Genomic DNA, 21,091 nt, shown 5'->3' with positions numbered 1-21,091 from the left:
CGTTTTAGGCTATTGAACAATTAGTTTTTCGGTGAAAACGAACTGGTTGACCTTCAGGATGACGGTATAAATACCGGATGCCAGTTTGTCGACGGAAGTCGGGATGACGACCTTGCCCGGTGCGTAATTACGTACGTCCTGGTACATGACCTGTCCAGCTGTGTTCATGAGCAGGAAGGTGACGGTGGCATTGTTCAGGAGGCTGAACTGGACCTTGAAGGTGGTGAGTGCCGGGTTGGGGTACAGTGAGAAATCCAGGATGGGATTGCTCCCCGGGGCCAGGGGCGGCACGATCTCCGGCTGCTGGAACCCCTGCGTGAGCAGGATGGGCCCCGCGGCCAGTGGTGTAATGGCGGCTTCACCGATGGTGTAATCGAACTGGATGCCGCCGATGATGCCGGACCCTCCTGAGGAGGCGGCCACCTGCCTGACCAGTACCAGCTGCGAACGGGCCGGCAGCCACGATATGGCCAGGAACATAGCCAATAAGAGGTGTTTCGTAGAATTTGACTTCATAAAGATCGGATATCAAAGGGTTATGAATACTGGGTTGTGCGATCTGAAAGGATGGCATGGCTTCGCCATTTCGAGGCTGGGACAGACATCAAATCACAGGGTTCAAAAAGTAATTGCGAAGACGGTTGAAATGGTTCCGGTGCTAACGGCAGCTTTCAGTGGTAATCGGATAAAATGGACAGGCCCCATCCGGGCATGCGCTCTCACATTCAAATCAATGATTTCGTATAGGCGGGAAGGTAAATAGGCGCAGCCAGGGCTGCATCGCGTCCTTTCAACAAAGATGGTTAAGTATGGGGGAAGATCTGGGGGTATCGTATTCCGTAAGTATAGATAGCTCCAATCGAAACGTAAGATAAAAAATTAACAATGAATGACATTGGACGAATCATAAAAAAAGAAAGCGAAAAAGAGGCTGCCCCAGAAGAGGCAGCCATACACAAAACCATACATATACCCTTGCTCTCGTCAAAAATGTTTTCGTACGGTTTATATCGGGATGAAAAAAACTATTTCACATTCACGAGCACCTTGATCTTTCCGGTACCGGAAGTCAGTTCCTGGAGGGCTTTTCCGAGGATCTGGCCATGTTGCAGTTTCTTCGGGTCGGCCTTCATGGCATATCCGGCTTTGCTGGAAGTAACGAGCAGGTCGCCGCGGCGGATAGGGCCGCCTTCGTCGCAGACTTTGGTGGGGATAACGCCCACAACGCCCACGGGTACTTGATCGGTCACATCTTCCACACCTTCCTGTTCTGTCAGCAAAACGCCCGGCTTGGTGGCGTAAACGCCGGCTACCAGGGTAGAATAGGCTTCGGATGATTTTTCCATTTTGCGGTCGCTGCTGGTGGAAATGACCATCACATCGCCTGGCTCATATGCGCTCATGGCGCCTTCCACGTCAAATGCCTCGGCAAGGTCGGCGCCGCTGTTCTGCGTTCCGCCATTGAAGAAACCGCGGCCGGCAGAGTTGATGCGCGCCACGTTCACTGTTCCGGGATTGCCGGATTTGAATAGTGCGATGGAGCCATTGCTATGTTGTTCAACCGTCAATACAGGATTGGTATTTCCCGTGTTGTAGTTCACCAGCCTGCCCGCGCGGCCATTCCCGAAGTTGGGCACCCACGCGTAAATGGCGCTACCTGTCCCGTCTGCCGTGGTTTCCACCCCGTCGCCGGTATTGGACGCGTTCGCTGTGATACCGTTACCGTTACCATCCGCGATCGCAATGAGCGCCGGGCCATTCCCCGCGGGATTGCTCGCATGGAACAGGCCCGCAAAACCACCGGTCCCGGAAGAAATCCCGTAAATGCCCGCAGTGCCGAAGTTGGCGAACTGGGAATTCACTTCCCCCTTACCGCCGCGGAAGTCCCGGTCACCCTGTCCACCATAAAGTTCCCGGCGATACCGTTACCTACGGTTTTTGCCGAGATCACATTGCTGGTATTGTCTTCATTGAAAATTTCGAACCGTCCCGCGCGGCCGGTCGCAAAAGAAGGGACCCATGCATAGAGGGCGTTGCCGCCTCCGTCGATATTTGCTTCCACCGCATTGCCATCTTTGCTGGCATTGGCGGTGATCGCGTTGCCGTTGCCGTCCTGGATAGAAACCAGTGCCGCACCATTGCCGGAAGGGTTAGACGAATGGAACAATCCCGCAAAACCTCCCGTTCCGGAAGATATCCCGAAGATACCCGCGGCGCCGAAGTTGCCGAAGATCGTTTTCACTTCGCCTCTCACGGCGGCGGCTACACTGTTCGTATTGTCGACCAGGAAAGACGCGGCATTGCCCTGCGTATTGTCCGGGATATTGCCATTACCGTTGGTTTCCACTTCCAGCGTATTGCCGGTGGTATTGGTATTGTTGAAGTTTTCGAATCGTCCCGCGCGGCCGGTACTGTTGTTCAGGCCCACCTGTCCCAACACACCTACAGCCGTTCCTGCAGTACTGGTAGATATGAACCCGCGCACACCATATCCACCGCCATCGTTCCTGCCCACTACCGCACCGGCGATGTCGCTGGTGGTACGGCCAACTACGGCTTCACCGCCGCCGTTGTTATCACCTATCACACCCGCACTGGATACTGAACTGGTGATGCCATGTATGGCGAAACCCGCACCGGTAGAAGCTCTTACGCCAGCGCCATTTCCCGTTGTCGTTACATTGATAACAGTGCCGTTGCCGACGGTATTTGCCGCCAGTACGTTGTTGTTGTTTGAGTTATTGAAGATAGACAGACTGGCGGGAATGCCGTTGTTGCTCGTTGCCTGTAAACCGGTGCCGGTATTGCTGTTGGCATATACACCGTAACCGTTTGCCGACGCGTTGCCGTATACGCCCAAACCATTCGGGGTAGTACCGTAAACGCCCCAGCCGGAACCGTTCTGCGATCCATACACGCCAACCCCGAGGCCACCGGTACCATTATTAATACCTCTGACCGCTGAGGAAAATCCGCCCGGCGCAGCCGATGAAACAATTCCGCGTATCGCTGCGATATTGCTGGTGGCCGTGTTGTTCACGCCTTCCAGCGAAGAGCCGTCACCGTTATTCGTGATGGAAAACAGCGTAGCCGCATTGTTTTCGACCGCAGCATAGGGGAGCGTAAGCCCGCCGCCACCGGCATTATCTGCCGCCGGCGTCCAGCTCACGCCATCGAATTTTAAAACCTGTCCTGCTGCCGGCACCGCATTGGATACGGGTACGGTCTGGATTTTGGCTACGTTGGGGTTAGGATAGTTTCCACCCAGGTCGCCACCTGCGGCCCCATTCGGAGGCAGGCTCGTCGGAATCACTCCCGGGGCGAGTTTGGGAAGGGTGATGGAGCCATCCGCCACTTGCGTGGTGCCTACTGCATTGTTGGCGATAGTTGGATTGGGATAGGTTCCGCTGAGCGATCCGCCTGCAGCTACACCGTTGATGTCGCCCGCAGGTCCGGCAGGGCCAACAGGCCCGGCGGGTCCAATCGGCCCGATCGGTCCGGCAGGGCCCATCGCCCCAACTGCACCGGCAGGGCCAGCAGGCCCAACAGGCCCGGCGGGGCCAACAGCGCCAGCAGGTCCGATCGGCCCAATGGGCCCAACCGGTCCGGCCGCGCCCACAGGCCCGGCAGGCCCTACAGCACCCGCAGGTCCGATCGGTCCAATGGGCCCAACCGGTCCGGCCGCGCCCACAGGCCCGGCGGGGCCAACAGCGCCTGCAGGTCCGATCGGCCCAATGGGCCCAACCGGTCCGGCCGCGCCCACAGGCCCGGCGGGGCCAACAGCGCCTGCAGGCCCTATCGGCCCAACTGGCCCAACGGGTCCGGCCGCGCCCACAGGCCCGGCAGGCCCTACAGCACCCGCAGGTCCGATCGGCCCAATGGGCCCAACCGGTCCGGCGGCTCCAACAGGCCCTTGTGCGCCCGCAGGCCCGATCGGCCCAACAGGCCCTACAGGGCCAATAGCGCCCACAGGTCCCGCAGGCCCGGCAGGCCCTTGCGGACCGGCAGGGCCAGGATTACCGTTCGCAGCGAATTGTGCGAAGGGAACGCTCATGAGCTGGTTGGTGCCCAATGTCTGGAAACCACCGCCCGTATTCACTTCCACTTGAAGGAACTGGTTGGCGTTGCCCCAGGGCACACCGGCGAAAGTACCGGTCACGGGCGTACCGCGCCCCACCTGCAACGTAAACAGGCCGATGGCATTGGTGGCGGTATTATGCGTTTCCTGGTATTGCACGGCGCCGTTCGGACCGCCACCGCGTACGGAAAACCGGACGCTCACCGCCTGGTTGGCCAATACGGTACCATTGCTATTTCGGGCCACCGCCTGGTAGTTGATCCCCGAAAGCCCGCTCTGCGCGTAACTTCCGATGGTGGCCGATATCATAAATAAGAGGAGGTATAGTGTTTTTTTCATGGTGCTCAGTTTTTAGAGGTGGGCGCTTTGGGTTTTTCGAAATGCAGCGGGGGCTCTTTGCCTTGCGCTCCCAGGTCGGCCGGGGCTACCTTGGCTGCTTTGGGATCCTGGGCTTTCTGGGCGGCTTCGGCGGCCGACAGGTTGCTGGGCATTTGTGCGGAAGATTTTGCTGCTGCCGCATTTGCCTTGCGCGCACCGGCCGGGATATTTCGCGGGATGCCGCCTCCGCCGTTCGCCCCGGGGAAAATGTGTTGTTTAAGCGCCTGCGACGACGAGATGGTGGCTTCCTTCGGTTTGGAGGCATTTGTCAGTCCCGACCGGCTTTTCGCCGCGGCCTGATCGTAATCGCTGAACATACGTTGACGAATACTGGATCCATCATCGGCCTTTCTTGCCGGCTGCTGCGCCCTTGCAGTCGTAACCGCGGTGCCCAGCAGGAGAATGATGCATATGAGAATTTTATTCATGACGAGTGCTTTATCAATGAGAGGTTATCTGAGAGGTTATCTGAGAGGTTATCTGTTATCCCTGAAAGGAGTGTACATAATGGTGAAGTTCATGCTCTTGCGCTGGCGGAGACTTCCGCCGGTGGGCACGAGATAGGCGAAGTCGAGCTGGAAGCCCTGCACCCTTACGCCGAAGCCCGCCGAGAACTGCTGTCGGTTGCCTTTGGCGGGGTCTTCGTAGAAGTAGCCCGTCCGCACGAAGAAGTTGTTCTGGTAGGCGTATTCGATGCCTCCGGCAAAGGAAAACTCGCTGACTTCTTCCCGGAACCCTCCCGGCGCATCGCTGAAGGAGGTGAAGATGGATTCCACCACGCTCCTGTCGGGGTCTTTGCCTTTCTCGATCTCGCCGGTGGGGTTACCGTCGGGGTCGAGTTTGTAGATGGGAGGGGTGGGAACGAGGAGCTTGTTGACGTCAACGGCGAGCGTGAACTTGTGGTCTTCCGTCCGCACGAAAGTGTATCCGCCGCCGATGCGGAGGTTCATGGGCAGGAAGGTCTTGGATCCTACGTCGTCGGTGTAAGACAGCTTGGTGCCGATGTTGGTGAAGCTGACGCCCCATGCCCAGCGGTTATTGCCTTCGATATGGTTGGCATATCCCTGGGAATAGAGGCTGATATCGCCTGCCACGGCGGATGCGGGTTTCTGCAGCTGCCCGTTGTAGGTACCGTTGCCGAGCTCGGAGCGGATGTACCGCCCGGTGACGGCGAGGGCAAACTGGCTGCCGAGCTTCCTGCCGTAGGAAAGGTCGACGGCATATTCTCGGGGCTTGTACTGCTGGAGGACCATACCGTTCTCGTCCCGGAAAGTGACATCGCCGTAGTTGAAATATTTGACGGAAGCCCCGAGGCTTTGCTGTTCCCCGAATGTTTTGAACCCGGAAACGAAGGCCATGTGGGTTTTTTTGTCGAGGAGGTCCCACATCCAGGGGGAGTAGGAAACGCTGGCGCCCCAGTCACCGGCGAATGGGAGCTTGGCTGCGTTGGCGTAGATGGCGTTGGCGTCGGGCTCCAGGCCGGTGACGGCGCCGCCGGTTGCGTTGCTCCTGGCGTCGGGGTTGATGAGCAGGAATGAGCCGCCAACGTTGAGGGGCTGCTGGGCGGTTTTCTGTGCCATCAACGGGCGTACCGCCAGCATTCCCGCCAGAAGGAGGATGGTTTTGAGGTGGTTCATGTTAAACCGTTTTAGGCTATTGAACAATTAGTTTTTCGGTGAAAACGAACTGGTTGACCTTCAGGATGACGGTATAAATACCGGATGCCAGTTTGTCGACGGAAGTCGGGATGACGACCTTTCCGGGCGCGTAATTACGTACGTCCTGGTACATGACCTGTCCAGCTGTGTTCATGAGCAGGAAAGTAACGGTAGCATTGTTCAGGAGGCTGAACTGGACCTTGAAGGTGGTGAGTGCCGGGTTGGGGTACAGTGAGAAATCCAGGATGGGATTGCTCCCCGGGGCCAGGGGCGGCACGATCTCCGGCTGCTGGAACCCCTGCGTGAGCAGGATGGGCCCCGCGGCCAGTGGTGTAATGGCGGCTTCACCGATGGTGTAATCGAACTGGATGCCGCCGATGATGCCGGACCCTCCTGAGGAGGCGGCCACCTGCCTGACCAGTACCAGCTGCGAACGGGCTGGCAACCACGATATGGCCAGGAACATGGCAAGCAATAGGTGCTTGGTAGAAATATGCTTCATAAAACAATGGTTATATGATGGTTCTGGAAAACGGGGTAAAATGGTTACTGGAAATACCGGTAACGAAGCATTGAGCGATCTGGTTGACGAGGGCCCTTCATTTTGCGGTCTGTGATGCCATGCTGCAATCCCCCCGGCTTTGGGGCCCGGGGAAACGGTTACTGTATAAACGGTTCATTTTTAGAGGACAATGGGGTCTCTTCAGCTTTCGACAACGTAAAACTAGATAAAAATTGTCCCGGTGAACGGACTAGCGGAATCCGTTTCATTTTTGGCGGTTTTGGCCGGATAAGCGGCAGGATTGAACGGGAAGGGCGTTTTTAACAATTTGACAAAATCAGACCGCTTTATTTATTGATAGAAAAAGATTACCTTTGCCCCCCAAATTGCATTACTTATAGTCATTTTACTTTTATGGCAGACTTAAGATTTCAAAGAAACTTTGGTATTGCGGCGCACATCGATGCCGGTAAGACCACTACCACAGAGCGTATCCTGTATTACACAGGTAAGACTCACAAAATCGGTGAGGTTCACGAAGGAGCCGCTACCATGGACTGGATGGCCCAGGAGCAGGAGAGAGGTATTACCATTACATCTGCTGCTACCACTTGTTTCTGGAACTTCCCTACCAACCAGGGCCAGAACCTGCCGGATACCAAACAGTATAAATTTAATATCATCGATACCCCGGGCCACGTGGACTTCACTGTGGAAGTAGAACGCTCCCTGCGCGTACTCGACGGTCTGGTTGCCCTGTTCTGCGCCGTATCCGGTGTTGAGCCCCAATCCGAAACGGTTTGGCGCCAGGCAAACAAATACCGCGTACCCCGTATCGGTTTCGTTAACAAAATGGACCGCTCCGGTGCAGACTTCCTGAACGTTGTTAAACAGGTGAAGGAAATGCTCGGCGCAAACCCCGTTCCCCTGACCCTGCCCATCGGCGCTGAAGATCACTTCAAAGGCGTGGTTGACCTGATCACCATGAAAGGCATCATCTGGGACGAAGCCGGTAAAGGCGCTACCTACCAGGAAATCGAAATCCCGGCAGATATGAAGGAAGAAGCCGAAGAATGGAGAGCTAAACTCGTAGAAGCTGTTGCTGAATACGATGACACCCTCATGGAAAAATTCTTCGAAGATCCTAACTCCATCTCCGAAGCCGAAATCCACGAAGCGATCCGCAAAGCCACTATCGACATGGCTATCATCCCCATGATGTGCGGTTCTTCCTTCAAAAACAAAGGCGTTCAGAAAATGCTCGACGGCGTTTGCCGCTACCTTCCTTCTCCCATGGACGTTGAAGCCGTAACCGGTACCGATCCCGACAATGGTGAGGAAATCAAGCGCGCACCCTCCGCTAAAGAACCCTTCGCTGCCCTCGCGTTCAAGATCGCTACCGATCCGTTCGTAGGCCGCCTGGCATTCTTCCGGGTTTATTCCGGCCATCTGGACGCAGGTTCTTATGTGCTGAACACCCGCACCGGCAAAAACGAGCGTATCAGCCGTATCATGCAGATGCACGCCAACAAGCAGAACCCGATCGACTTCATCGAAGCCGGCGATATCGGCGCTGCTGTAGGTTTTAAAGATATCAAAACCGGTGATACCCTCTGCGCGGAAAACCATCCGATCGTTCTCGAATCGATGTCTTTCCCCGAGCCCGTAATCCACATCGCCATCGAGCCTAAAACTCAGGCAGACGTTGATAAAATGGGTATGGCTATCGCTAAGCTCGTGGAAGAAGATCCCACGCTGAAAGCTAAAACCGACGAAGAAACCGGCCAAACCGTATTGAGCGGGATGGGTGAGCTCCACCTGGAGATCATCGTAGACCGTATGCGCCGCGAATTCAAAGTGGAAGTTAACCAGGGCGCTCCCCAGGTAGCTTACAAAGAAGCGTTCACCAACAAGGTTGAACACCGCGAAGTGTACAAGAAACAAACCGGTGGTCGTGGTAAATTCGCCGACATCCAGGTGGAAATCGGACCCGCAGACGCAGAATGGCTGAAAGAAAACGACGGTAAGTCCTTCCAGTTCATCAACGATATCTTCGGTGGTTCCGTTCCGAAAGAATTCATTCCGGCAATTCAGAAAGGTTTCGAGCAATCCATGAACAATGGCGTTCTCGCTAACTTCCCCCTGACTTCCCTGAAAGTTCGCCTGTTCGACGGTTCTTTCCACGCAGTGGACTCCGACGCAATGTCCTTCGAGCTTTGCGCCAAATCCGCCTTCCGTGAAGCCGGCCGTAAAGCGAAACCGGTTCTGCTCGAACCCATCATGAAAGTGGAAGTTACCACCCCCGACCAGTACATGGGCGACGTAACCGGTGACCTCAACCGCCGTCGTGGTATGCTGGAAGGTATGGAATCCCGCAATGGTGCACAGGTTATCAAGGCGAAAGTGCCCCTGAGCGAAATGTTCGGTTACGTAACCCAACTCCGCTCCCTGTCTTCCGGCCGCGCAACTTCCATCATGGAGTTCTCTCACTACAACCCCGCACCGAACAACATCGCCGAAGAAGTGATCGCGAAGGTGAAAGGTAAAGTGAATGCCTAATCAGCCACAAGTTGATAGATAGAAATAAGAAAAAAGCCCTCCGGTATTCCGGGGGCTTTTTTCATGCACTGCCTCGTCCATTTCATCCGTCTTTTTACCCGCTTCAGCCGGCTAAAACGCCGGATCAGCCGCAGCTGTAACATAACACGCCCATCCCCCGTCATATATCCAGACTGTTGTTCGCTCAACATAATGTCTAATTAAACCCCTTCAAACCACCGATTATGCATTCAAAACCCCTGCTGGCCACAGCTGTTGTGGCCCTGACCATGCTTTTTGCCTGCTCGAAAAAGAAAAACTGCGACCCCACACCGTCCAATTCCATCAAGTACCGCTCCCTCGGCGACGTTCAGGTGAAAAACCTCCAATCCTATCACCTCGACATCGACCTCGACGGCACCCACAACGTCTATCTCGCCCTCGGCGTCACGGGAGATGCCACCGGCACAACCGGCAAATTCTTCGCCGCAGGGATCAATAGCACAAAGTTGTTGGTGAAAGTCGATTCCACGATTTGCCTGCAACAGAACGAAGTCATCAAATCCATCGCGCCGCACCCGCGCGACTGGAAAGGGATGGAATCTTACCTCGTGGAAGCCCACATCCCCGCCGCCAGACCCTACGATACAGTTTGGACGGGCGATTGGCTCAGCGCCAGCCGGAAATACATCGGCTTCCAGTTCACCCGCGATAATGTTCCCTACATGGGCTGGATTTGTGTTTCGATGGACCGTACCCACCTCGCGCTCATCCTCCACGGTTGCGCCTGGCGCCGGATCAGCGAGGGCGACCTTCCTGCCGGTACCATGCCCGCTTCCTAATTGGGATCGCTGATCTCGATGATGCGCCCCGGATCGGCATCGGTACAGATGTAGACCCGCCCGTTCGGCGACACGCAGATGTCGCGGAGCCGGCCGTACCGGTTGGCGAACCAGTTTGTTGTTGATGCGACGCTTTGCCCGTTGGACGAGAGTTTCAGCTGGTAAAGCGTCGCGTTTTTGAGGCTGACGAGCAGCAGGGAATTTTTCCAGGCGGGAATGCGGTCGTGGTTGTAGAAATCCATACCGCTGACGGCGTAAGTGCTGTTGCCGGTAGACCAGATCGGCGGTTTGACGTTGTTGGCGTTGCAGAAGTCCAGCTCGCCGCCGTTGCAGGGGCCCTGCACATCGGGCCATCCGTAATTCCGGTTTTTTTCGATGATATTGACCTCATCTTCCGTATTGGCGCCATGTTCGGAGGTGTACAGGGTTGTGCCGACGAACACCAGGCCTTGCGGATTACGGTGCCCCAGGCTCCACAACGGGCTGTTCGGCACCGGGTTATCTGCGGGTATCGATCCGTCGGGCCGGAGGCGGAGCACCTTGCCGCTGAGGGAAGCCGTGTTTTGTGCGGCGCTACCGTTGGCGGCATCGCCGGTGGTCACATACAGCATGCCGTCTGGCCCGAACCGTACCCGGGAGCCGTTGTGGATGCCGGCTGCAGGGATATTATCGAGCAGGATGAGGGGCGATGAAAGGGTATTGTTGCGGAATTCGTAACGCACTACTTTTTCACGATAGGGCGATCCATAATTATAAGACAGGTAAACGAAGGGCGAGTTGCTGAAGTCGGGATGGAGCGCCATGCCCAGGAGCCCTCCTTCGCCATTGGCCACGATATCGGGCAGGGTGAGGAGCGGGAGCACCTGTCCCGTTTTGGGGTTTATGCGGCAAATGCGTCCACCGCGCTCGGTCATCCAGATAAAATTATCCGGTCCCCAGAGAATTTCCCAGGGGCGCCCGATGCCGGAGGAGACGACTACGCGGACTTTGTCGGCCGGCCAGTCCGGATCTTCGGGCGGGTCTACCGGGTTGGGGGTGCTCTTTTTGCCGCATCCGCCCGAAGCTGTGAGTAAAAGCAGCAGTAGCAGGGCCGGGAAGGAAGTTTTCATAGACCTGGTTTTTTAGAAGAACTGGAGAAACGGCTGCAAATTGTCTGCCAGTCAAAAAAATCCCGACACATTTCAACCTTTTCTTAATCGGGATGTTAAGTTTATGTTTATTGTATTCATAATCAACCATATCCTGTTTATCCCCACCGCGAAATCATTATTGGCAAGCAAGCATTTCATCAAAACACATCCCATATGAAGAAAATTGGCTACCTGGCAGTTGCCCTCGCCGGCATGTTCCTGAGTATCAATGCAAATGCGCAAACACAAAAAGGAAACATCCTTGTGGGCGCCAACCTCGCCAATATCGGCGGCACATTCCAGGACGGAGGGAGCACGTTCAGCCTGAATCTGACACCCAAGGCAGGATGGTTCATTAAAGACGATATCGCGATCGGCCCTGAAGTGAACCTCGGTTTGTTGACCGGCAATGGATCTACCCGTTTCAACTACGGGATCGGGGCGTTCGGGCGTTATTACATTAAAGACAAACGGATTGAGTTATTGAATAAAACCCGCTGGTTCCTGGAAGCCAACGCAGGCTTTAATGGTGTAAATACCAAAGCGAGCAATGTGGCGAGCACGAACACCAATGGCCTTGGCCTTGGTTTCGGGCCTGGTCTGGCTTATTTCATTACGCCGAACATTGCGCTGGAAGCCTTGCTGAAATATAACCTGACGGTAGGTTTCGGCAGTTCGGTGACGGCGCATAACGTAGGGCTGAACCTGGGATTCCAGATTTATCTGCCCAGCGCGAAGGCGCGCCAAACGATCCGGGAGACGAAAATGGCGAAGTAACAGGATACACCCCTGAAAGTCGATATAATCCAACCCCATTGCAAGGGGCCGGCGGCAGAAGTCCTGCAGCTGGCCCTTTTGTCGTTTGTATCGACCTTATTTCGGGAGCTCGAAGCGGATGAGGATTTTGTGTTTTGCGGTGATGGGCTTGCCGTCGAGAACGGCGGGCTTCCAGCGGGGCATTTTTTCCACGATGCGGATGGCTTCTTCTTCCAGTCCGTACCCGACTGCGTTCCCTGTTGTGAATGCATTGGCTACTACGCCATTATACAATACGGTAAATTCTACGGTGATTGCCCCTGCTATCCCTGCGGCGCGGGCTTCTGCGGGGTATTTGAGATTTTTCCGGATGAAGTAGGCGAGGGCTTTGCCGCCGCCGTTGAACTGGGGCATGGTGGTTACTTCCGGTGTGGGCACGTCGTAGGGTTTGCGGAGGGTGTTGCCGAGATGGAGGGCGAGGGGGAGGGAGAACCGGACGGGAACGGCGCGTTCGCCGAGGTAGCCGGGCTTCCAGGTGGGCATGGCGGTGAAGGCGTCTATGACGGCTTTGTCGAGGTTCCGGAACCCGGGTTGCTGGATGGTGATATCGGTGAGTTTGCCGTCGGGTTGTACGGTAAAATGAACGTTTACGGTAACGGTGGTGTCGTTCCGGAGGGGGATGTAAGGGATTTTCAGGTGATAGTTGATCCACAGTCCCATTTTTTCGGGGCCTCCGGGGAACTGGGGGAGTTCGTCGGCCTGGAGGGCGTCGAGTTCTTTTTCGCGGTCGTAAGAGGTGTCGGGGAGGTTGGATTGTGCAAAAATCGGGAGGGAGAGGAGAAAAAAGGTATGAGGAGGCGGAGGTGCATATGAAAGTAGAATTGACGGGTGTAATGGATTGGGTATAAGCGTATTATTTGGATGACGGGAGGCTGGGCAAAAGGTGCCGGCCGACTAAAACTAGGGAATGGCGTCGAAAAAGTCAATGATTGGGGGAAAATATCCTCAAAAATTATTTGTGGGGATAAAAAACTTAATTACCTTTGCCCTCCCAAATTGAGGGGTAATAATAGAAGAAGTTCATTGCATATGTCTCAGAGAATTAGAATCAAGCTGAAGTCCTACGATCACAACCTGGTAGATAAATCTGCCGAGAAGATCGTTAAAACCGTTCGCAATACGGGCGCCGTGGTAACAGGTCCAATTCCTTTACCGACCGAGAAGAAAATCTTTACGGTGCTGCGTTCTCCGCACGTGAACAAAAAGGCGCGTGAGCAATTCCAACTGTGCACCCACAAGCGCCTGTTGGATATTTACACATCTTCTTCCAGAACCGTAGATGCGCTGAGCAAGCTCGATCTGCCGTCTGGTGTTGAAGTGGAGATCAAAGCGTAGGAATAGAAGGGACCTCAGCAAGGGTGGGCTTTACGCCCGCCTGAGGTATTTTATGACGACATCATTAAATACAGGCTACGCCTTCCGGGTAGCCGCCCAATAGCATTTAAACCGCTCATCCTGAGGATAGCTAGAGATCCCTCAGGCGCTGGGCTAAATTATATAACAAATGAAAGGTATTATTGGTAAAAAGATTGGCATGACCAGCATCTTCGAGGCCAACGGCAAACAGACCGCCGTTACCATCATCGAAGCCGGTCCCTGCGTGGTTACCCAGGTGAAATCCCAGGAAACTGATGGGTACAACGCTGTTCAGGTTGCATTTGGCGAAAAGAAAGCCAAAAACACTCCCAAAGCTGAACAAAATCACTTCGCGAAAGCACAAACCTCCCCTAAACGTTACGTTACCGAGTTCCGCAATCCGGATGCTGCCGTGGCAAAAGCCCTCGGAGAGACGCTCACCTGCGATATTTTCGCTGAAGGTGAGAAAATTGACGTTGTAGGTACTTCCAAAGGTAAAGGTTTCCAGGGCGTTGTTAAACGTCACGGGTTCTCCGGTGTGGGTGAAAAGACCCACGGTCAGCACGACCGTCAGCGTGCTCCGGGTTCCGTAGGTGGTTCTTCCTATCCTTCCCGTGTATTCAAAGGCATGCGCATGGCAGGTCAGATGGGTGCTGAACGCGTGAAAGTGAAAGGTCTGAAAATCGTTAAGATTTTCCCTGAGAAAAATTATATCCTGGTAAGTGGTTCCGTTCCCGGCCACAATGGTTCAATCGTTTTAATCCAGAAGTAACATGCAACTCGATATTTTAAATATAGAAGGTAAGAAAACCGGCCGTACCATCGAACTCCCTGAGGAGATCTTTGGCGTGGAGCCGAACAATCACGTGATTTACCTCGCGGTTAAACAATACCTCGCCGCTCAGCGTCAGGGTACCCACAAGGTAAAAACCCGTGCCGAGGTGAAAGGTGCTTCCCGCAAGCTGCACAAGCAAAAAGGTACCGGCGGTTCCCGTAAAGGTAACATCCGTAACCCGTTGTATAAAGGCGGTGGTACCATCTTCGGTCCCAAGCCCCATGGCTACGACATCAAGCTGAACCGTAAGGTGAAGGACCTGGCGAAAATCTCCGCCCTGTCCGTTAAAGCGAAAGCCGGCTCCATCATTATCGTGGAAGACCTGCAGCTGGACGCTCCTAAAACCAAACAGTTCAAGAGCATTCTCTCCAACCTGAACATCAACGTTGACGGCAAGAAAACCCTCGTGGTACTGCCCGAGTACAACGATAACGTATACCTGTCACTGCGCAACATCCCCACCGTGGATTCCACCGTGCTGAGCGACGTGAACACTTACGAAATCATGAACTCCAACTTCCTGGTGTTGACGGAGAGCGCAGCCAAAATCTTCGCTGAAGACGAGACTGTAGTAGAAGCTTAATCAATTCAATCAACAAGGCCGGTTTCAGTCCGGCGAACTATAAAATAACTAACAGATGAAACTGTCTGATGTTTTAATTAAACCGGTGATCACTGAGAAGGTGAACAAAGCAACCGAAAAGTTCAACCGCTTCTACTTCATTGTTGACAAGAAAGCCAACAAACTGGAGATCAAGAAAGCTGTGGAAGATTTTTACGGTGTGACGGTAGCAGAAGTGAACACCATGGTAATGCCGGGCAAAAACAAAACCCGTTTTACCAAAGCCGGTTTTATCTCCGGCCGCAAGCCTTCCTACAAGAAAGCGGTAATCACGCTGGCAGAAGGAGAATCCATCGATCTGTATGCTAACATATAATATACCAGTGCCGTTAGCGGCGTAAGCCGTTAACCTGGATGTATATACAGATCAATTAAACAATAGTCTATTAAATCTTAGAATTAAGTAGAAATGGCACTGAAAAAATACAAACCGATTACAGCCGGTACCCGTTGGAAAATTGGTAATGCTTACGCAGAGCTGACCTCCGACACGCCTGAAAAGAGCCTCCTGGCTCCGGCAAAAAGAACCGGCGGTAGAAACGCACAAGGCCGTAGATCCATGCGTTACATCGGCGGCGGGCACAAGAAACAATACCGTGTTGTTGACTTCAAACGCGACAAGACCGGTATTCCCGCAACTGTAAAAACTATCGAGTACGATCCGAACCGTACGGCGTTCATCGCGCTGCTGAGCTATGCAGACGGCGAGAAACGTTACATCATCGCTCCCCAGGGCCTGCAGGTTGGCGCTACCGTAGTAAGCGGCGCTGAATCCGCTCCTGAAGTAGGGAACGCACTGCCGCTGAAGAATATGCCCCTGGGTACCGTAGTTCACAACATCGAACTGCAGCCCGGTAAAGGTGGAGCCATCGCGCGTTCCGCAGGTGCATACGCCCAGCTGAGCAACAAGGAAGAAAAATATGCCGTATTGAAAATGCCCTCCGGCGAGCTGCGCAAGGTACTGAACACCTGCATGGCTACCGTGGGTACCGTTTCGAACTCCGATCACGGTCTGCAATCCATCGGTAAGGCTGGTGCCAACCGTTGGAGAGGTATCAAGCCCCGCAACCGTGGTGTAGCGATGAACCCCGTAGATCACCCGATGGGTGGTGGTGAAGGTAAGTCCTCCGGTGGTCACCCCCGTTCCAGAACTGGTAAATACGCCAAAGGTCTGAAAACGAGGAAGCCGCATAAGAGCTCAGACAAGCTGATCATCAGCCGCAAAAACGGTAAAAAACTTTAATAACGTCTAACGCGTTCCCGTTCCGCGTAACAGCGGAACGGGGATGGTAAATAAACTAACAACATGGGTCGTTCCATTAAAAAAGGTCCTTACGTAGACATTAAATTAGAAAACAAGGTTCTCAAGCAGAACGAAGGCACCAAACGCACGGTGATCAAAACCTGGAGCCGCCGTTCTACGATTACGCCTGACTTCGTGGGCCACACTTTTGCCGTTCACAACGGTAACAAGTTCATCCCGGTTTACGTAACTGAGTTCATGGTAGGTCATAAACTGGGCGAATTCGCCCCTACCCGCAACTTCAAAGGGCACGCTAACAAGAAAATGTAGTCATCGGTTTTAAGGTTTCCCGTTTTCGGTTCCGGCTAAAGGAGATTCTCGAAAGGACGAAGGAAACAGACAGGACCGGACGCTGAAACAAGAAACTTAACATCACTCAGAAACAAATAACAATGGAAGCAGTAGCTAAGCTGAACAATAATCCTACCTCCACCCGCAAAATGCGTTTGCTTGCAGACCTGATCCGCGGCCTGGATGTAGAGAAAGCTTTGAATATTTTGAAATTCCATCCCAAACACCCGAGCACTCCGCTGGAGAAACTGTTGCTCTCCGCTGTGGCTAACTGGAAAGTGAAGAATGAAGGAGCACGGGTAGAAGATGCTAACCTGTACGTTAAAACGATCTTCGTTGATGGCGGCCGTATGCTGAAAAGAATGCGCCCCGCTCCCCAGGGAAGAGGGTACCGTATCCGCAAACGCAGCAACCACGTAACACTGGCTGTTGATAGCCGTCCGGTTCAACAAGGTTAAGCAAACTGTAGGAAAAATATATTTAAACTCATAGACAAATAAAACCAGAACATGGGTCAGAAAACAAATCCTATTGGTAACAGGTTAGGTATCATCAGAGGATGGGACTCTAATTGGTATGGCAGCAAAAAAGATTATGCTGTTAAACTGATCGAAGATAACAAGATCAGAACTTACCTCAACGCACGTATCAACAAGGGTGGTATCTCCCGCGTAGTGATCGAGCGTACCCTGGGTAAGCTTATCATTACCATTCATACCTCCAAACCTGGTATCATCATAGGTAAAGGCGGTAACGAAGTGGATCGCATCAAGGAAGAGCTGAAAAAGCTGACCGGTAAGGAAGACGTACAGATCAACATCCTGGAGATCCGTCGCCCCGAGATCGACGCCACTATCGTAGCTGAAACTATCGCCAAACAGATCGAAAGCCGTATCAACTATAAACGTGCCATCAAAATGGCGATTGCTACCGCGCTGCGCATGGGTGCAGAAGGTATCAAGGTGAAAGTAGGCGGCCGCCTCGGTGGTGCTGAAATCGCACGTTCCGAAGAAATGAAGCAAGGCCGCGTTCCCCTGCACACTTACCGCATGGACATCGACTACGCTTCCCTCTTCGCGCTGACCGTTTACGGTAAGATCGGTATCAAAGTTTGGATTTGTAAAGGTGAAGTGCTGGGTAAGCGCGACCTCAACCCGAACGCTATCTCCGATAAGGCAGAAGGCGGACGTCCGGGCGGTGACCGTGGTGATCGCGGCGGCCGTGGCGGTGACCGTGGCGACCGTGGTGGTCGTGGCGGCGAAAGAAGAGGTGGTGACCGTGGCCCTCGCAAGTAAGCTGAACTTTGGATATTTCATTAACAACAACTTTTTAACAACATAAACGATGTTACAGCCCAAGAGAACGAAACACAGGAAGATGCAAAAAGGCCGCATCAAAGGGAATGCGAAACGCGGTGCGCTGCTTTCTTTCGGTTCATTCGGCCTTAAAGCATTGGAACCTAAATGGATCACTGACCGTCAGATCGAAGCTGCCCGTGTGGCTTTGACCCGTCACATGAAACGTGAAGGTAACGTGTGGATCCGTATTTTCCCCGACAAGCCGATCACGGCAAAACCGCTGGAAGTGAGGATGGGTAAAGGTAAAGGTGCGCCCGACCATTGGGCGGCCGTTGTGAAGCCCGGTCGCATCCTGTTCGAAGCTGACGGTGTACCCTTACAGGTAGCCAAAGAAGCGATGGAACTGGCAGCACAGAAGCTTCCGATCAAGGTGAAATTCGTTATCCGTCGCGACTACGTTGCGTAATAGGAGAGGACTCCACCGAGTATAATTAAACCTGATAACCAGAAACAAAATAAATAACGATGCCTAAAGCAAAACTGGATCTTAAAGGCCTGAGCGATCAGGATTTGAAAGACAAACTGTCTGAAGAAGCCCTGCGCCTGAAAAAGATCACGTTCAGCCACGCGGTAACGCCGATCGAAAATCCCATGCAGATCCGCTTCATGAGAAGAGAGCTCGCCCGCATTCAAACTGAACTGCGTAGAAGACAACTGGGATTCTAAACATTAGCATTCACCATTTCCGCCGGAAGGCGGTAAGGAAGTAAATAAACTTTCAACAATGACGACCGAAAGAAAATTAAGAAAAACCAGGATCGGGGTTGTATCCAGCAACAAAATGGATAAAACCATTACCGTGAACGTTGAACGTAAGGTAAAACACCCGATCTACGGTAAGTTCGTAAAGAAAACCACCAAATTCATGGCGCACGACGATAAAAACGAGTGCAGCATTGGTGACACTGTTCGTATCATGGAAACCCGCCCGATGTCCAAAAACAAATGCTGGCGCATGGTGGAAGTGATCGAAAAAGTAAAATAATTATTATTTGTTTCAAGCTGCCGGAAACCGATCATGGCCCTGCAGCCGCTGCTAAAACAATTACAAACGCATTACGATGATACAACAAGAATCAAGGCTGAACGTAGCAGATAACAGTGGCGCCAAAGAAGTGCTCTGCATCCGCGTACTCGGCAACTCCGGCCAGGACTACGCAGGTGTGGGCGACAAGATTGTGGTGACCGTGAAAGACGCCATCCCCGGTGGCGGTATGAAAAAAGGTACCGTAACCAAAGCTGTTATTGTAAGAACGAAGAAGAAACTCCGTCGCCGCGACGGTTCTTACATCCGCTTCGACGACAACGCCGTAGTATTGCTGAACAACTCTGACGAGCCGCGCGGTACCCGTATATTCGGTCCGGTTGCCCGTGAGCTTCGCGATAAAGGATACATGAAGATCATCTCCCTGGCACCTGAAGTGCTTTAAGGAGTCGACATAGGATTTCGGATACAGGATCAAAGTTGTTGGGCATAAGTGGGTTATATATAGTGACGCGCTTTATGTGAATAACTGGATTCAGTATCCGAAATCTTTGCATATCTTTGCAGCCCGTTTCATAAAACGACATATATTTTAATCAAGCGAGACCCAAGTTTTGCTTGGCGTATAAACAAACAAACAGATGAAAACTAGATTTAAGCCTAAGTTCAACATTAAGAAAGGCGACCTGGTTGTGGTAATTTCCGGTGAGGACAAGGACCGTACCAAAGCGCGCAAGGTGTTGGAAGTCATCGTAGATGCCACCAATCCTAAAGTGCTGGTAGAAGGCGTGAACATCATCACCAAGCACACGAAACCGACTGCGCAGAACACCAAAGGTGGTATCGTTAAGCAGGAGGCTCCCATCTCCCTTTCCAACGTAATGTTGTGGGATGCTAAGGCTGGTAAAGCTACGCGCGTAAACCGCCAGAGAGAAAATGGTAAAGTAGTTCGTATCGCTAAAAAATCAGGGGAGGTAATCAAATAATGGCAAACACATCATATCAACCCAGACTGCAGACCAAATACCGCAACGAAGTGGTAGCCAACCTGCAAAAGAAATTCAACTATAAAAGCGTGATGCAGGTTCCCCGCCTGACCAAGATCTGCCTGAACCAAGGTATCAACGGTGCTGTGGGTGACAAGAAACTGGTAGATGTTGCGGTAGATGAAATGACCCGCATCGCAGGTCAGAAAGCCATCGCTACCCTGTCCAAGAAAGACATCTCCAACTTCAAACTGCGTAAGCACATGCCCATCGGTGCGCGTGTAACCCTGCGTGGTGTGAACATGTACGAATTCCTCGATCGCCTGATCGCCGTTTCCCTCCCCGCGTACGCGACTTCAAGGGTGTGAACGAGAAAGCGTTCGACGGCCGCGGTAACTATACCATGGGTATTACCGAGCAGATCATCTTCCCGGAAATCGACATCGACAAGGTGACCAAAATCACCGGTATGGACATCACGTTCGTTACTACCGCCCAAACCAACGAAGAAGCTTACGAGCTCCTGAAAGAAATGGGTATGCCGTTCAAGAACATCAAAAAAGATCAACAATAATAACACATGGCAAAAGAATCCGTAAAAGCCAGACAAAGAAAGAGAGAAGCCATGGTGGCTAAGTTCGCTGAAAAACGCGCCCAGCTGAAAGCTGAAGGTGATTACGCAGCGCTCGACAAACTGCCTAAAAACGCTTCTCCCGTTCGCCTGCACAACCGTTGCCAGCTGACCGGTCGTCCGAAAGGTTACATGCGTCAGTTCGGCATTTGCCGTAACATGTTCCGCGACATGGCACTGGCAGGCAAAATCCCTGGCGTAAGAAAAGCTTCCTGGTAATTTTTACCGGTAGCTCCGACAAGTTTTTTGATTCCTATCTATATCGATTGGATATCGCATTGTACACATTTACAACTTTAACTAACAATGGTTACTGATCCAATAGCAGATTTTCTGACACGCGTCCGCAATGCCCAGATGGCAAACCACCGGATCGTGGAAATTCCAGCTTCCAAACTGAAGAAACGCATTACCGAGATCCTGTACGACAAAGGTTATATCCTGAAGTACAAGTTCGAGGAAGACAACAAACAGGGCATCATCAAGATCGCTCTGAAATACGATCCCCAGACCAAGGTTCCGGCTATCACCGACCTGCAGAGGATTTCCCGTCCCGGTCTGCGTCAATACTCCAAACCCGAAGATTTCAAAAGGATCAAGAACGGTCTGGGTGTAGCGATCATCTCCACTTCCAAAGGTGTTATGACCGACAAGGAAGCCAAAGCGCAAAACGTAGGTGGCGAAGTAGTTTGCTACGTATATTAATCATATTTTGATCCCGTCCTTTACCAGGGCGGGATTAACGGCATTTTCGATTATTAAGCCTTCTATACGGGCTGAAC

Annotated in this window: 26 protein-coding genes and 1 pseudogene; 19 read left to right on the top strand and 8 right to left on the bottom strand. The window is 52.9% G+C overall.

Annotated elements, in window-relative coordinates:
* Positions 1 to 9: 9 nt before the first annotated feature.
* The 6 genes from WJU22_RS26515 to WJU22_RS26490 all read right to left on the bottom strand — a co-directional run bounded on the left by WJU22_RS26515 (position 10) and on the right by WJU22_RS26490 (position 6,616).
* Positions 10 to 516 (bottom strand): T9SS type A sorting domain-containing protein, encoded by a 507-nt coding sequence (locus tag WJU22_RS26515; protein WP_341841144.1) that lies wholly within the window; start codon positions 514 to 516, stop codon positions 10 to 12.
* A gap of 509 nt (positions 517 to 1,025) precedes the next feature.
* Positions 1,026 to 1,862 carry a hypothetical protein gene (locus WJU22_RS26510; RefSeq protein WP_341841143.1) on the bottom strand — a complete coding sequence of 279 codons (837 nt, stop codon included), beginning with the start codon at positions 1,860 to 1,862 and terminating at the stop codon, positions 1,026 to 1,028.
* On the bottom strand, positions 1,859 to 4,417 hold the full coding sequence (locus WJU22_RS26505; protein WP_341841142.1) for a hypothetical protein: 2,559 nt from the start codon (positions 4,415 to 4,417) through the stop codon (positions 1,859 to 1,861). Before WJU22_RS26505 ends, WJU22_RS26510 begins: the two co-directional genes overlap by 4 nt.
* A gap of 5 nt (positions 4,418 to 4,422) precedes the next feature.
* Positions 4,423 to 4,884, bottom strand: a complete 462-nt coding sequence (locus WJU22_RS26500) for a hypothetical protein (protein ID WP_341841141.1) — start codon at positions 4,882 to 4,884, stop codon at positions 4,423 to 4,425.
* Between the two features lie 48 nt (positions 4,885 to 4,932).
* Entirely contained in the window at positions 4,933 to 6,093 is a 1,161-nt protein-coding gene (gene porV, locus WJU22_RS26495) for a type IX secretion system outer membrane channel protein PorV (protein ID WP_341841140.1), read from the bottom strand.
* Positions 6,094 to 6,109: 16 nt separating this feature from the next.
* Positions 6,110 to 6,616 (bottom strand): T9SS type A sorting domain-containing protein, encoded by a 507-nt coding sequence (locus WJU22_RS26490; protein ID WP_341841139.1) that lies wholly within the window; start codon positions 6,614 to 6,616, stop codon positions 6,110 to 6,112.
* 414 nt (positions 6,617 to 7,030) lie between these two features.
* Between WJU22_RS26490 and fusA the strand changes: the two genes are divergently transcribed.
* Together fusA and WJU22_RS26480 are read left to right on the top strand one after the other, a co-directional pair.
* Positions 7,031 to 9,175: an elongation factor G gene (fusA, locus tag WJU22_RS26485; protein WP_341841138.1), complete on the top strand. Its 2,145-nt coding sequence runs from the start codon at positions 7,031 to 7,033 to the stop codon at positions 9,173 to 9,175.
* 224 nt (positions 9,176 to 9,399) lie between these two features.
* Positions 9,400 to 9,996 (top strand): hypothetical protein, encoded by a 597-nt coding sequence (locus WJU22_RS26480; RefSeq protein ID WP_341841137.1) that lies wholly within the window; start codon positions 9,400 to 9,402, stop codon positions 9,994 to 9,996.
* On the opposite strand, the gene WJU22_RS26475 is transcribed toward WJU22_RS26480, so the two are convergent.
* Positions 9,993 to 11,105, bottom strand: coding sequence for a PQQ-dependent sugar dehydrogenase (locus WJU22_RS26475; RefSeq protein WP_341841136.1), 1,113 nt, complete (start codon positions 11,103 to 11,105; stop codon positions 9,993 to 9,995). The genes WJU22_RS26480 and WJU22_RS26475 overlap by 4 nt on opposite strands.
* 195 nt (positions 11,106 to 11,300) lie before the next feature.
* Between WJU22_RS26475 and WJU22_RS26470 the strand changes: the two genes are divergently transcribed.
* A complete protein-coding gene (locus WJU22_RS26470; protein ID WP_341841135.1) occupies positions 11,301 to 11,903 on the top strand; it encodes an outer membrane beta-barrel protein in 603 nt (200 codons plus the stop codon).
* Between the two features lie 96 nt (positions 11,904 to 11,999).
* Here WJU22_RS26470 and WJU22_RS26465 read toward each other — a convergent pair whose 3' ends face one another.
* A complete protein-coding gene (locus WJU22_RS26465) occupies positions 12,000 to 12,602 on the bottom strand; it encodes a TonB family protein (RefSeq protein WP_341841134.1) in 603 nt (200 codons plus the stop codon).
* Between the two features lie 369 nt (positions 12,603 to 12,971).
* Here WJU22_RS26465 and rpsJ point away from each other — a divergent pair, with 369 nt between their 5' ends.
* From rpsJ to rpsH, 16 genes and pseudogenes are all read left to right on the top strand, one after another.
* Positions 12,972 to 13,277 (top strand): 30S ribosomal protein S10, encoded by a 306-nt coding sequence (gene rpsJ / locus WJU22_RS26460; RefSeq protein ID WP_012789286.1) that lies wholly within the window; start codon positions 12,972 to 12,974, stop codon positions 13,275 to 13,277.
* A gap of 169 nt (positions 13,278 to 13,446) precedes the next feature.
* Positions 13,447 to 14,070 carry a 50S ribosomal protein L3 gene (gene rplC / locus WJU22_RS26455; RefSeq protein ID WP_126246768.1) on the top strand — a complete coding sequence of 208 codons (624 nt, stop codon included), beginning with the start codon at positions 13,447 to 13,449 and terminating at the stop codon, positions 14,068 to 14,070.
* A 1-nt stretch (position 14,071) separates the two neighbouring features.
* Positions 14,072 to 14,716, top strand: a complete 645-nt coding sequence (gene rplD / locus WJU22_RS26450; RefSeq protein ID WP_341841133.1) for a 50S ribosomal protein L4 — start codon at positions 14,072 to 14,074, stop codon at positions 14,714 to 14,716.
* 55 nt (positions 14,717 to 14,771) lie between these two features.
* Positions 14,772 to 15,071: a 50S ribosomal protein L23 gene (rplW, locus tag WJU22_RS26445; RefSeq protein WP_126246770.1), complete on the top strand. Its 300-nt coding sequence runs from the start codon at positions 14,772 to 14,774 to the stop codon at positions 15,069 to 15,071.
* 93 nt (positions 15,072 to 15,164) lie between these two features.
* On the top strand, positions 15,165 to 15,998 hold the full coding sequence (gene rplB, locus WJU22_RS26440; RefSeq protein WP_126246771.1) for a 50S ribosomal protein L2: 834 nt from the start codon (positions 15,165 to 15,167) through the stop codon (positions 15,996 to 15,998).
* 63 nt (positions 15,999 to 16,061) lie between these two features.
* Positions 16,062 to 16,328 (top strand): 30S ribosomal protein S19, encoded by a 267-nt coding sequence (gene rpsS / locus WJU22_RS26435; protein ID WP_126246772.1) that lies wholly within the window; start codon positions 16,062 to 16,064, stop codon positions 16,326 to 16,328.
* Positions 16,329 to 16,450: 122 nt separating this feature from the next.
* Positions 16,451 to 16,807: a 50S ribosomal protein L22 gene (rplV, locus tag WJU22_RS26430; RefSeq protein WP_126246773.1), complete on the top strand. Its 357-nt coding sequence runs from the start codon at positions 16,451 to 16,453 to the stop codon at positions 16,805 to 16,807.
* Between the two features lie 51 nt (positions 16,808 to 16,858).
* Positions 16,859 to 17,644: a 30S ribosomal protein S3 gene (gene rpsC / locus WJU22_RS26425; protein ID WP_341841132.1), complete on the top strand. Its 786-nt coding sequence runs from the start codon at positions 16,859 to 16,861 to the stop codon at positions 17,642 to 17,644.
* A 49-nt stretch (positions 17,645 to 17,693) separates the two neighbouring features.
* Positions 17,694 to 18,113: a 50S ribosomal protein L16 gene (rplP, locus tag WJU22_RS26420; RefSeq protein ID WP_126246775.1), complete on the top strand. Its 420-nt coding sequence runs from the start codon at positions 17,694 to 17,696 to the stop codon at positions 18,111 to 18,113.
* 59 nt (positions 18,114 to 18,172) lie between these two features.
* Positions 18,173 to 18,373: a 50S ribosomal protein L29 gene (gene rpmC / locus WJU22_RS26415; RefSeq protein WP_126246776.1), complete on the top strand. Its 201-nt coding sequence runs from the start codon at positions 18,173 to 18,175 to the stop codon at positions 18,371 to 18,373.
* Between the two features lie 58 nt (positions 18,374 to 18,431).
* The gene (rpsQ, locus tag WJU22_RS26410; RefSeq protein WP_109698267.1) at positions 18,432 to 18,692 is read left to right on the top strand and encodes a 30S ribosomal protein S17; all 261 of its coding nucleotides are present in this window, start codon (positions 18,432 to 18,434) and stop codon (positions 18,690 to 18,692) included.
* A gap of 76 nt (positions 18,693 to 18,768) precedes the next feature.
* Positions 18,769 to 19,137, top strand: a complete 369-nt coding sequence (gene rplN, locus WJU22_RS26405) for a 50S ribosomal protein L14 (protein ID WP_109698268.1) — start codon at positions 18,769 to 18,771, stop codon at positions 19,135 to 19,137.
* A gap of 196 nt (positions 19,138 to 19,333) precedes the next feature.
* Positions 19,334 to 19,678 (top strand): 50S ribosomal protein L24, encoded by a 345-nt coding sequence (gene rplX, locus WJU22_RS26400; protein ID WP_126246777.1) that lies wholly within the window; start codon positions 19,334 to 19,336, stop codon positions 19,676 to 19,678.
* Positions 19,678 to 20,252 (top strand): annotated as a pseudogene (gene rplE, locus WJU22_RS26395) (50S ribosomal protein L5). The gene rplX and the pseudogene rplE overlap by 1 nt, the downstream one beginning before the upstream one ends.
* A 6-nt stretch (positions 20,253 to 20,258) precedes the next feature.
* Positions 20,259 to 20,528 carry a 30S ribosomal protein S14 gene (rpsN, locus tag WJU22_RS26390; RefSeq protein WP_126246779.1) on the top strand — a complete coding sequence of 90 codons (270 nt, stop codon included), beginning with the start codon at positions 20,259 to 20,261 and terminating at the stop codon, positions 20,526 to 20,528.
* An 87-nt stretch (positions 20,529 to 20,615) separates the two neighbouring features.
* The gene (gene rpsH, locus WJU22_RS26385) at positions 20,616 to 21,014 is read left to right on the top strand and encodes a 30S ribosomal protein S8 (RefSeq protein ID WP_126246780.1); all 399 of its coding nucleotides are present in this window, start codon (positions 20,616 to 20,618) and stop codon (positions 21,012 to 21,014) included.
* Positions 21,015 to 21,091 lie beyond the last annotated feature (77 nt).

Origin of the sequence: Chitinophaga caseinilytica (genome assembly GCF_038396765.1) — a bacterium.
GTDB classification, from domain to species: domain Bacteria; phylum Bacteroidota; class Bacteroidia; order Chitinophagales; family Chitinophagaceae; genus Chitinophaga; species Chitinophaga caseinilytica.
Note: the sequence above shows the minus strand (reverse complement) of the source record. Positions and strands in the feature narration are given on the sequence as shown.

Bases quoted from the DNA above. Each gene is read 5' to 3' on its own strand.
- rpsN (WP_126246779.1), top strand. From the start codon at position 20,259: ATGGCAAAAGAATCCGTAAAAGCCAGACAAAGAAAGAGAGAAGCCATG.
- rplN (WP_109698268.1), top strand. From the start codon at position 18,769: ATGATACAACAAGAATCAAGGCTGAACGTAGCAGATAACAGTGGCGCC.
- rpsQ (WP_109698267.1), top strand. From the start codon at position 18,432: ATGACGACCGAAAGAAAATTAAGAAAAACCAGGATCGGGGTTGTATCC.
- rpsS (WP_126246772.1), top strand. From the start codon at position 16,062: ATGGGTCGTTCCATTAAAAAAGGTCCTTACGTAGACATTAAATTAGAA.
- rplV (WP_126246773.1), top strand. From the start codon at position 16,451: ATGGAAGCAGTAGCTAAGCTGAACAATAATCCTACCTCCACCCGCAAA.
- WJU22_RS26475 (WP_341841136.1), bottom strand. From the start codon at position 11,105: ATGAAAACTTCCTTCCCGGCCCTGCTACTGCTGCTTTTACTCACAGCT.
- rplW (WP_126246770.1), top strand. From the start codon at position 14,772: ATGAAACTGTCTGATGTTTTAATTAAACCGGTGATCACTGAGAAGGTG.
- rplD (WP_341841133.1), top strand. From the start codon at position 14,072: ATGCAACTCGATATTTTAAATATAGAAGGTAAGAAAACCGGCCGTACC.
- WJU22_RS26515 (WP_341841144.1), bottom strand. From the start codon at position 516: ATGAAGTCAAATTCTACGAAACACCTCTTATTGGCTATGTTCCTGGCC.
- rpsH (WP_126246780.1), top strand. From the start codon at position 20,616: ATGGTTACTGATCCAATAGCAGATTTTCTGACACGCGTCCGCAATGCC.
- WJU22_RS26480 (WP_341841137.1), top strand. From the start codon at position 9,400: ATGCATTCAAAACCCCTGCTGGCCACAGCTGTTGTGGCCCTGACCATG.
- fusA (WP_341841138.1), top strand. From the start codon at position 7,031: ATGGCAGACTTAAGATTTCAAAGAAACTTTGGTATTGCGGCGCACATC.
- WJU22_RS26505 (WP_341841142.1), bottom strand. From the start codon at position 4,417: ATGAAAAAAACACTATACCTCCTCTTATTTATGATATCGGCCACCATC.
- WJU22_RS26500 (WP_341841141.1), bottom strand. From the start codon at position 4,884: ATGAATAAAATTCTCATATGCATCATTCTCCTGCTGGGCACCGCGGTT.
- porV (WP_341841140.1), bottom strand. From the start codon at position 6,093: ATGAACCACCTCAAAACCATCCTCCTTCTGGCGGGAATGCTGGCGGTA.
- rpmC (WP_126246776.1), top strand. From the start codon at position 18,173: ATGCCTAAAGCAAAACTGGATCTTAAAGGCCTGAGCGATCAGGATTTG.
- WJU22_RS26465 (WP_341841134.1), bottom strand. From the start codon at position 12,602: ATGGGACTGTGGATCAACTATCACCTGAAAATCCCTTACATCCCCCTC.
- rplP (WP_126246775.1), top strand. From the start codon at position 17,694: ATGTTACAGCCCAAGAGAACGAAACACAGGAAGATGCAAAAAGGCCGC.
- rpsC (WP_341841132.1), top strand. From the start codon at position 16,859: ATGGGTCAGAAAACAAATCCTATTGGTAACAGGTTAGGTATCATCAGA.
- rplB (WP_126246771.1), top strand. From the start codon at position 15,165: ATGGCACTGAAAAAATACAAACCGATTACAGCCGGTACCCGTTGGAAA.
- WJU22_RS26490 (WP_341841139.1), bottom strand. From the start codon at position 6,616: ATGAAGCATATTTCTACCAAGCACCTATTGCTTGCCATGTTCCTGGCC.
- rplC (WP_126246768.1), top strand. From the start codon at position 13,447: ATGAAAGGTATTATTGGTAAAAAGATTGGCATGACCAGCATCTTCGAG.
- rpsJ (WP_012789286.1), top strand. From the start codon at position 12,972: ATGTCTCAGAGAATTAGAATCAAGCTGAAGTCCTACGATCACAACCTG.
- rplX (WP_126246777.1), top strand. From the start codon at position 19,334: ATGAAAACTAGATTTAAGCCTAAGTTCAACATTAAGAAAGGCGACCTG.
- WJU22_RS26470 (WP_341841135.1), top strand. From the start codon at position 11,301: ATGAAGAAAATTGGCTACCTGGCAGTTGCCCTCGCCGGCATGTTCCTG.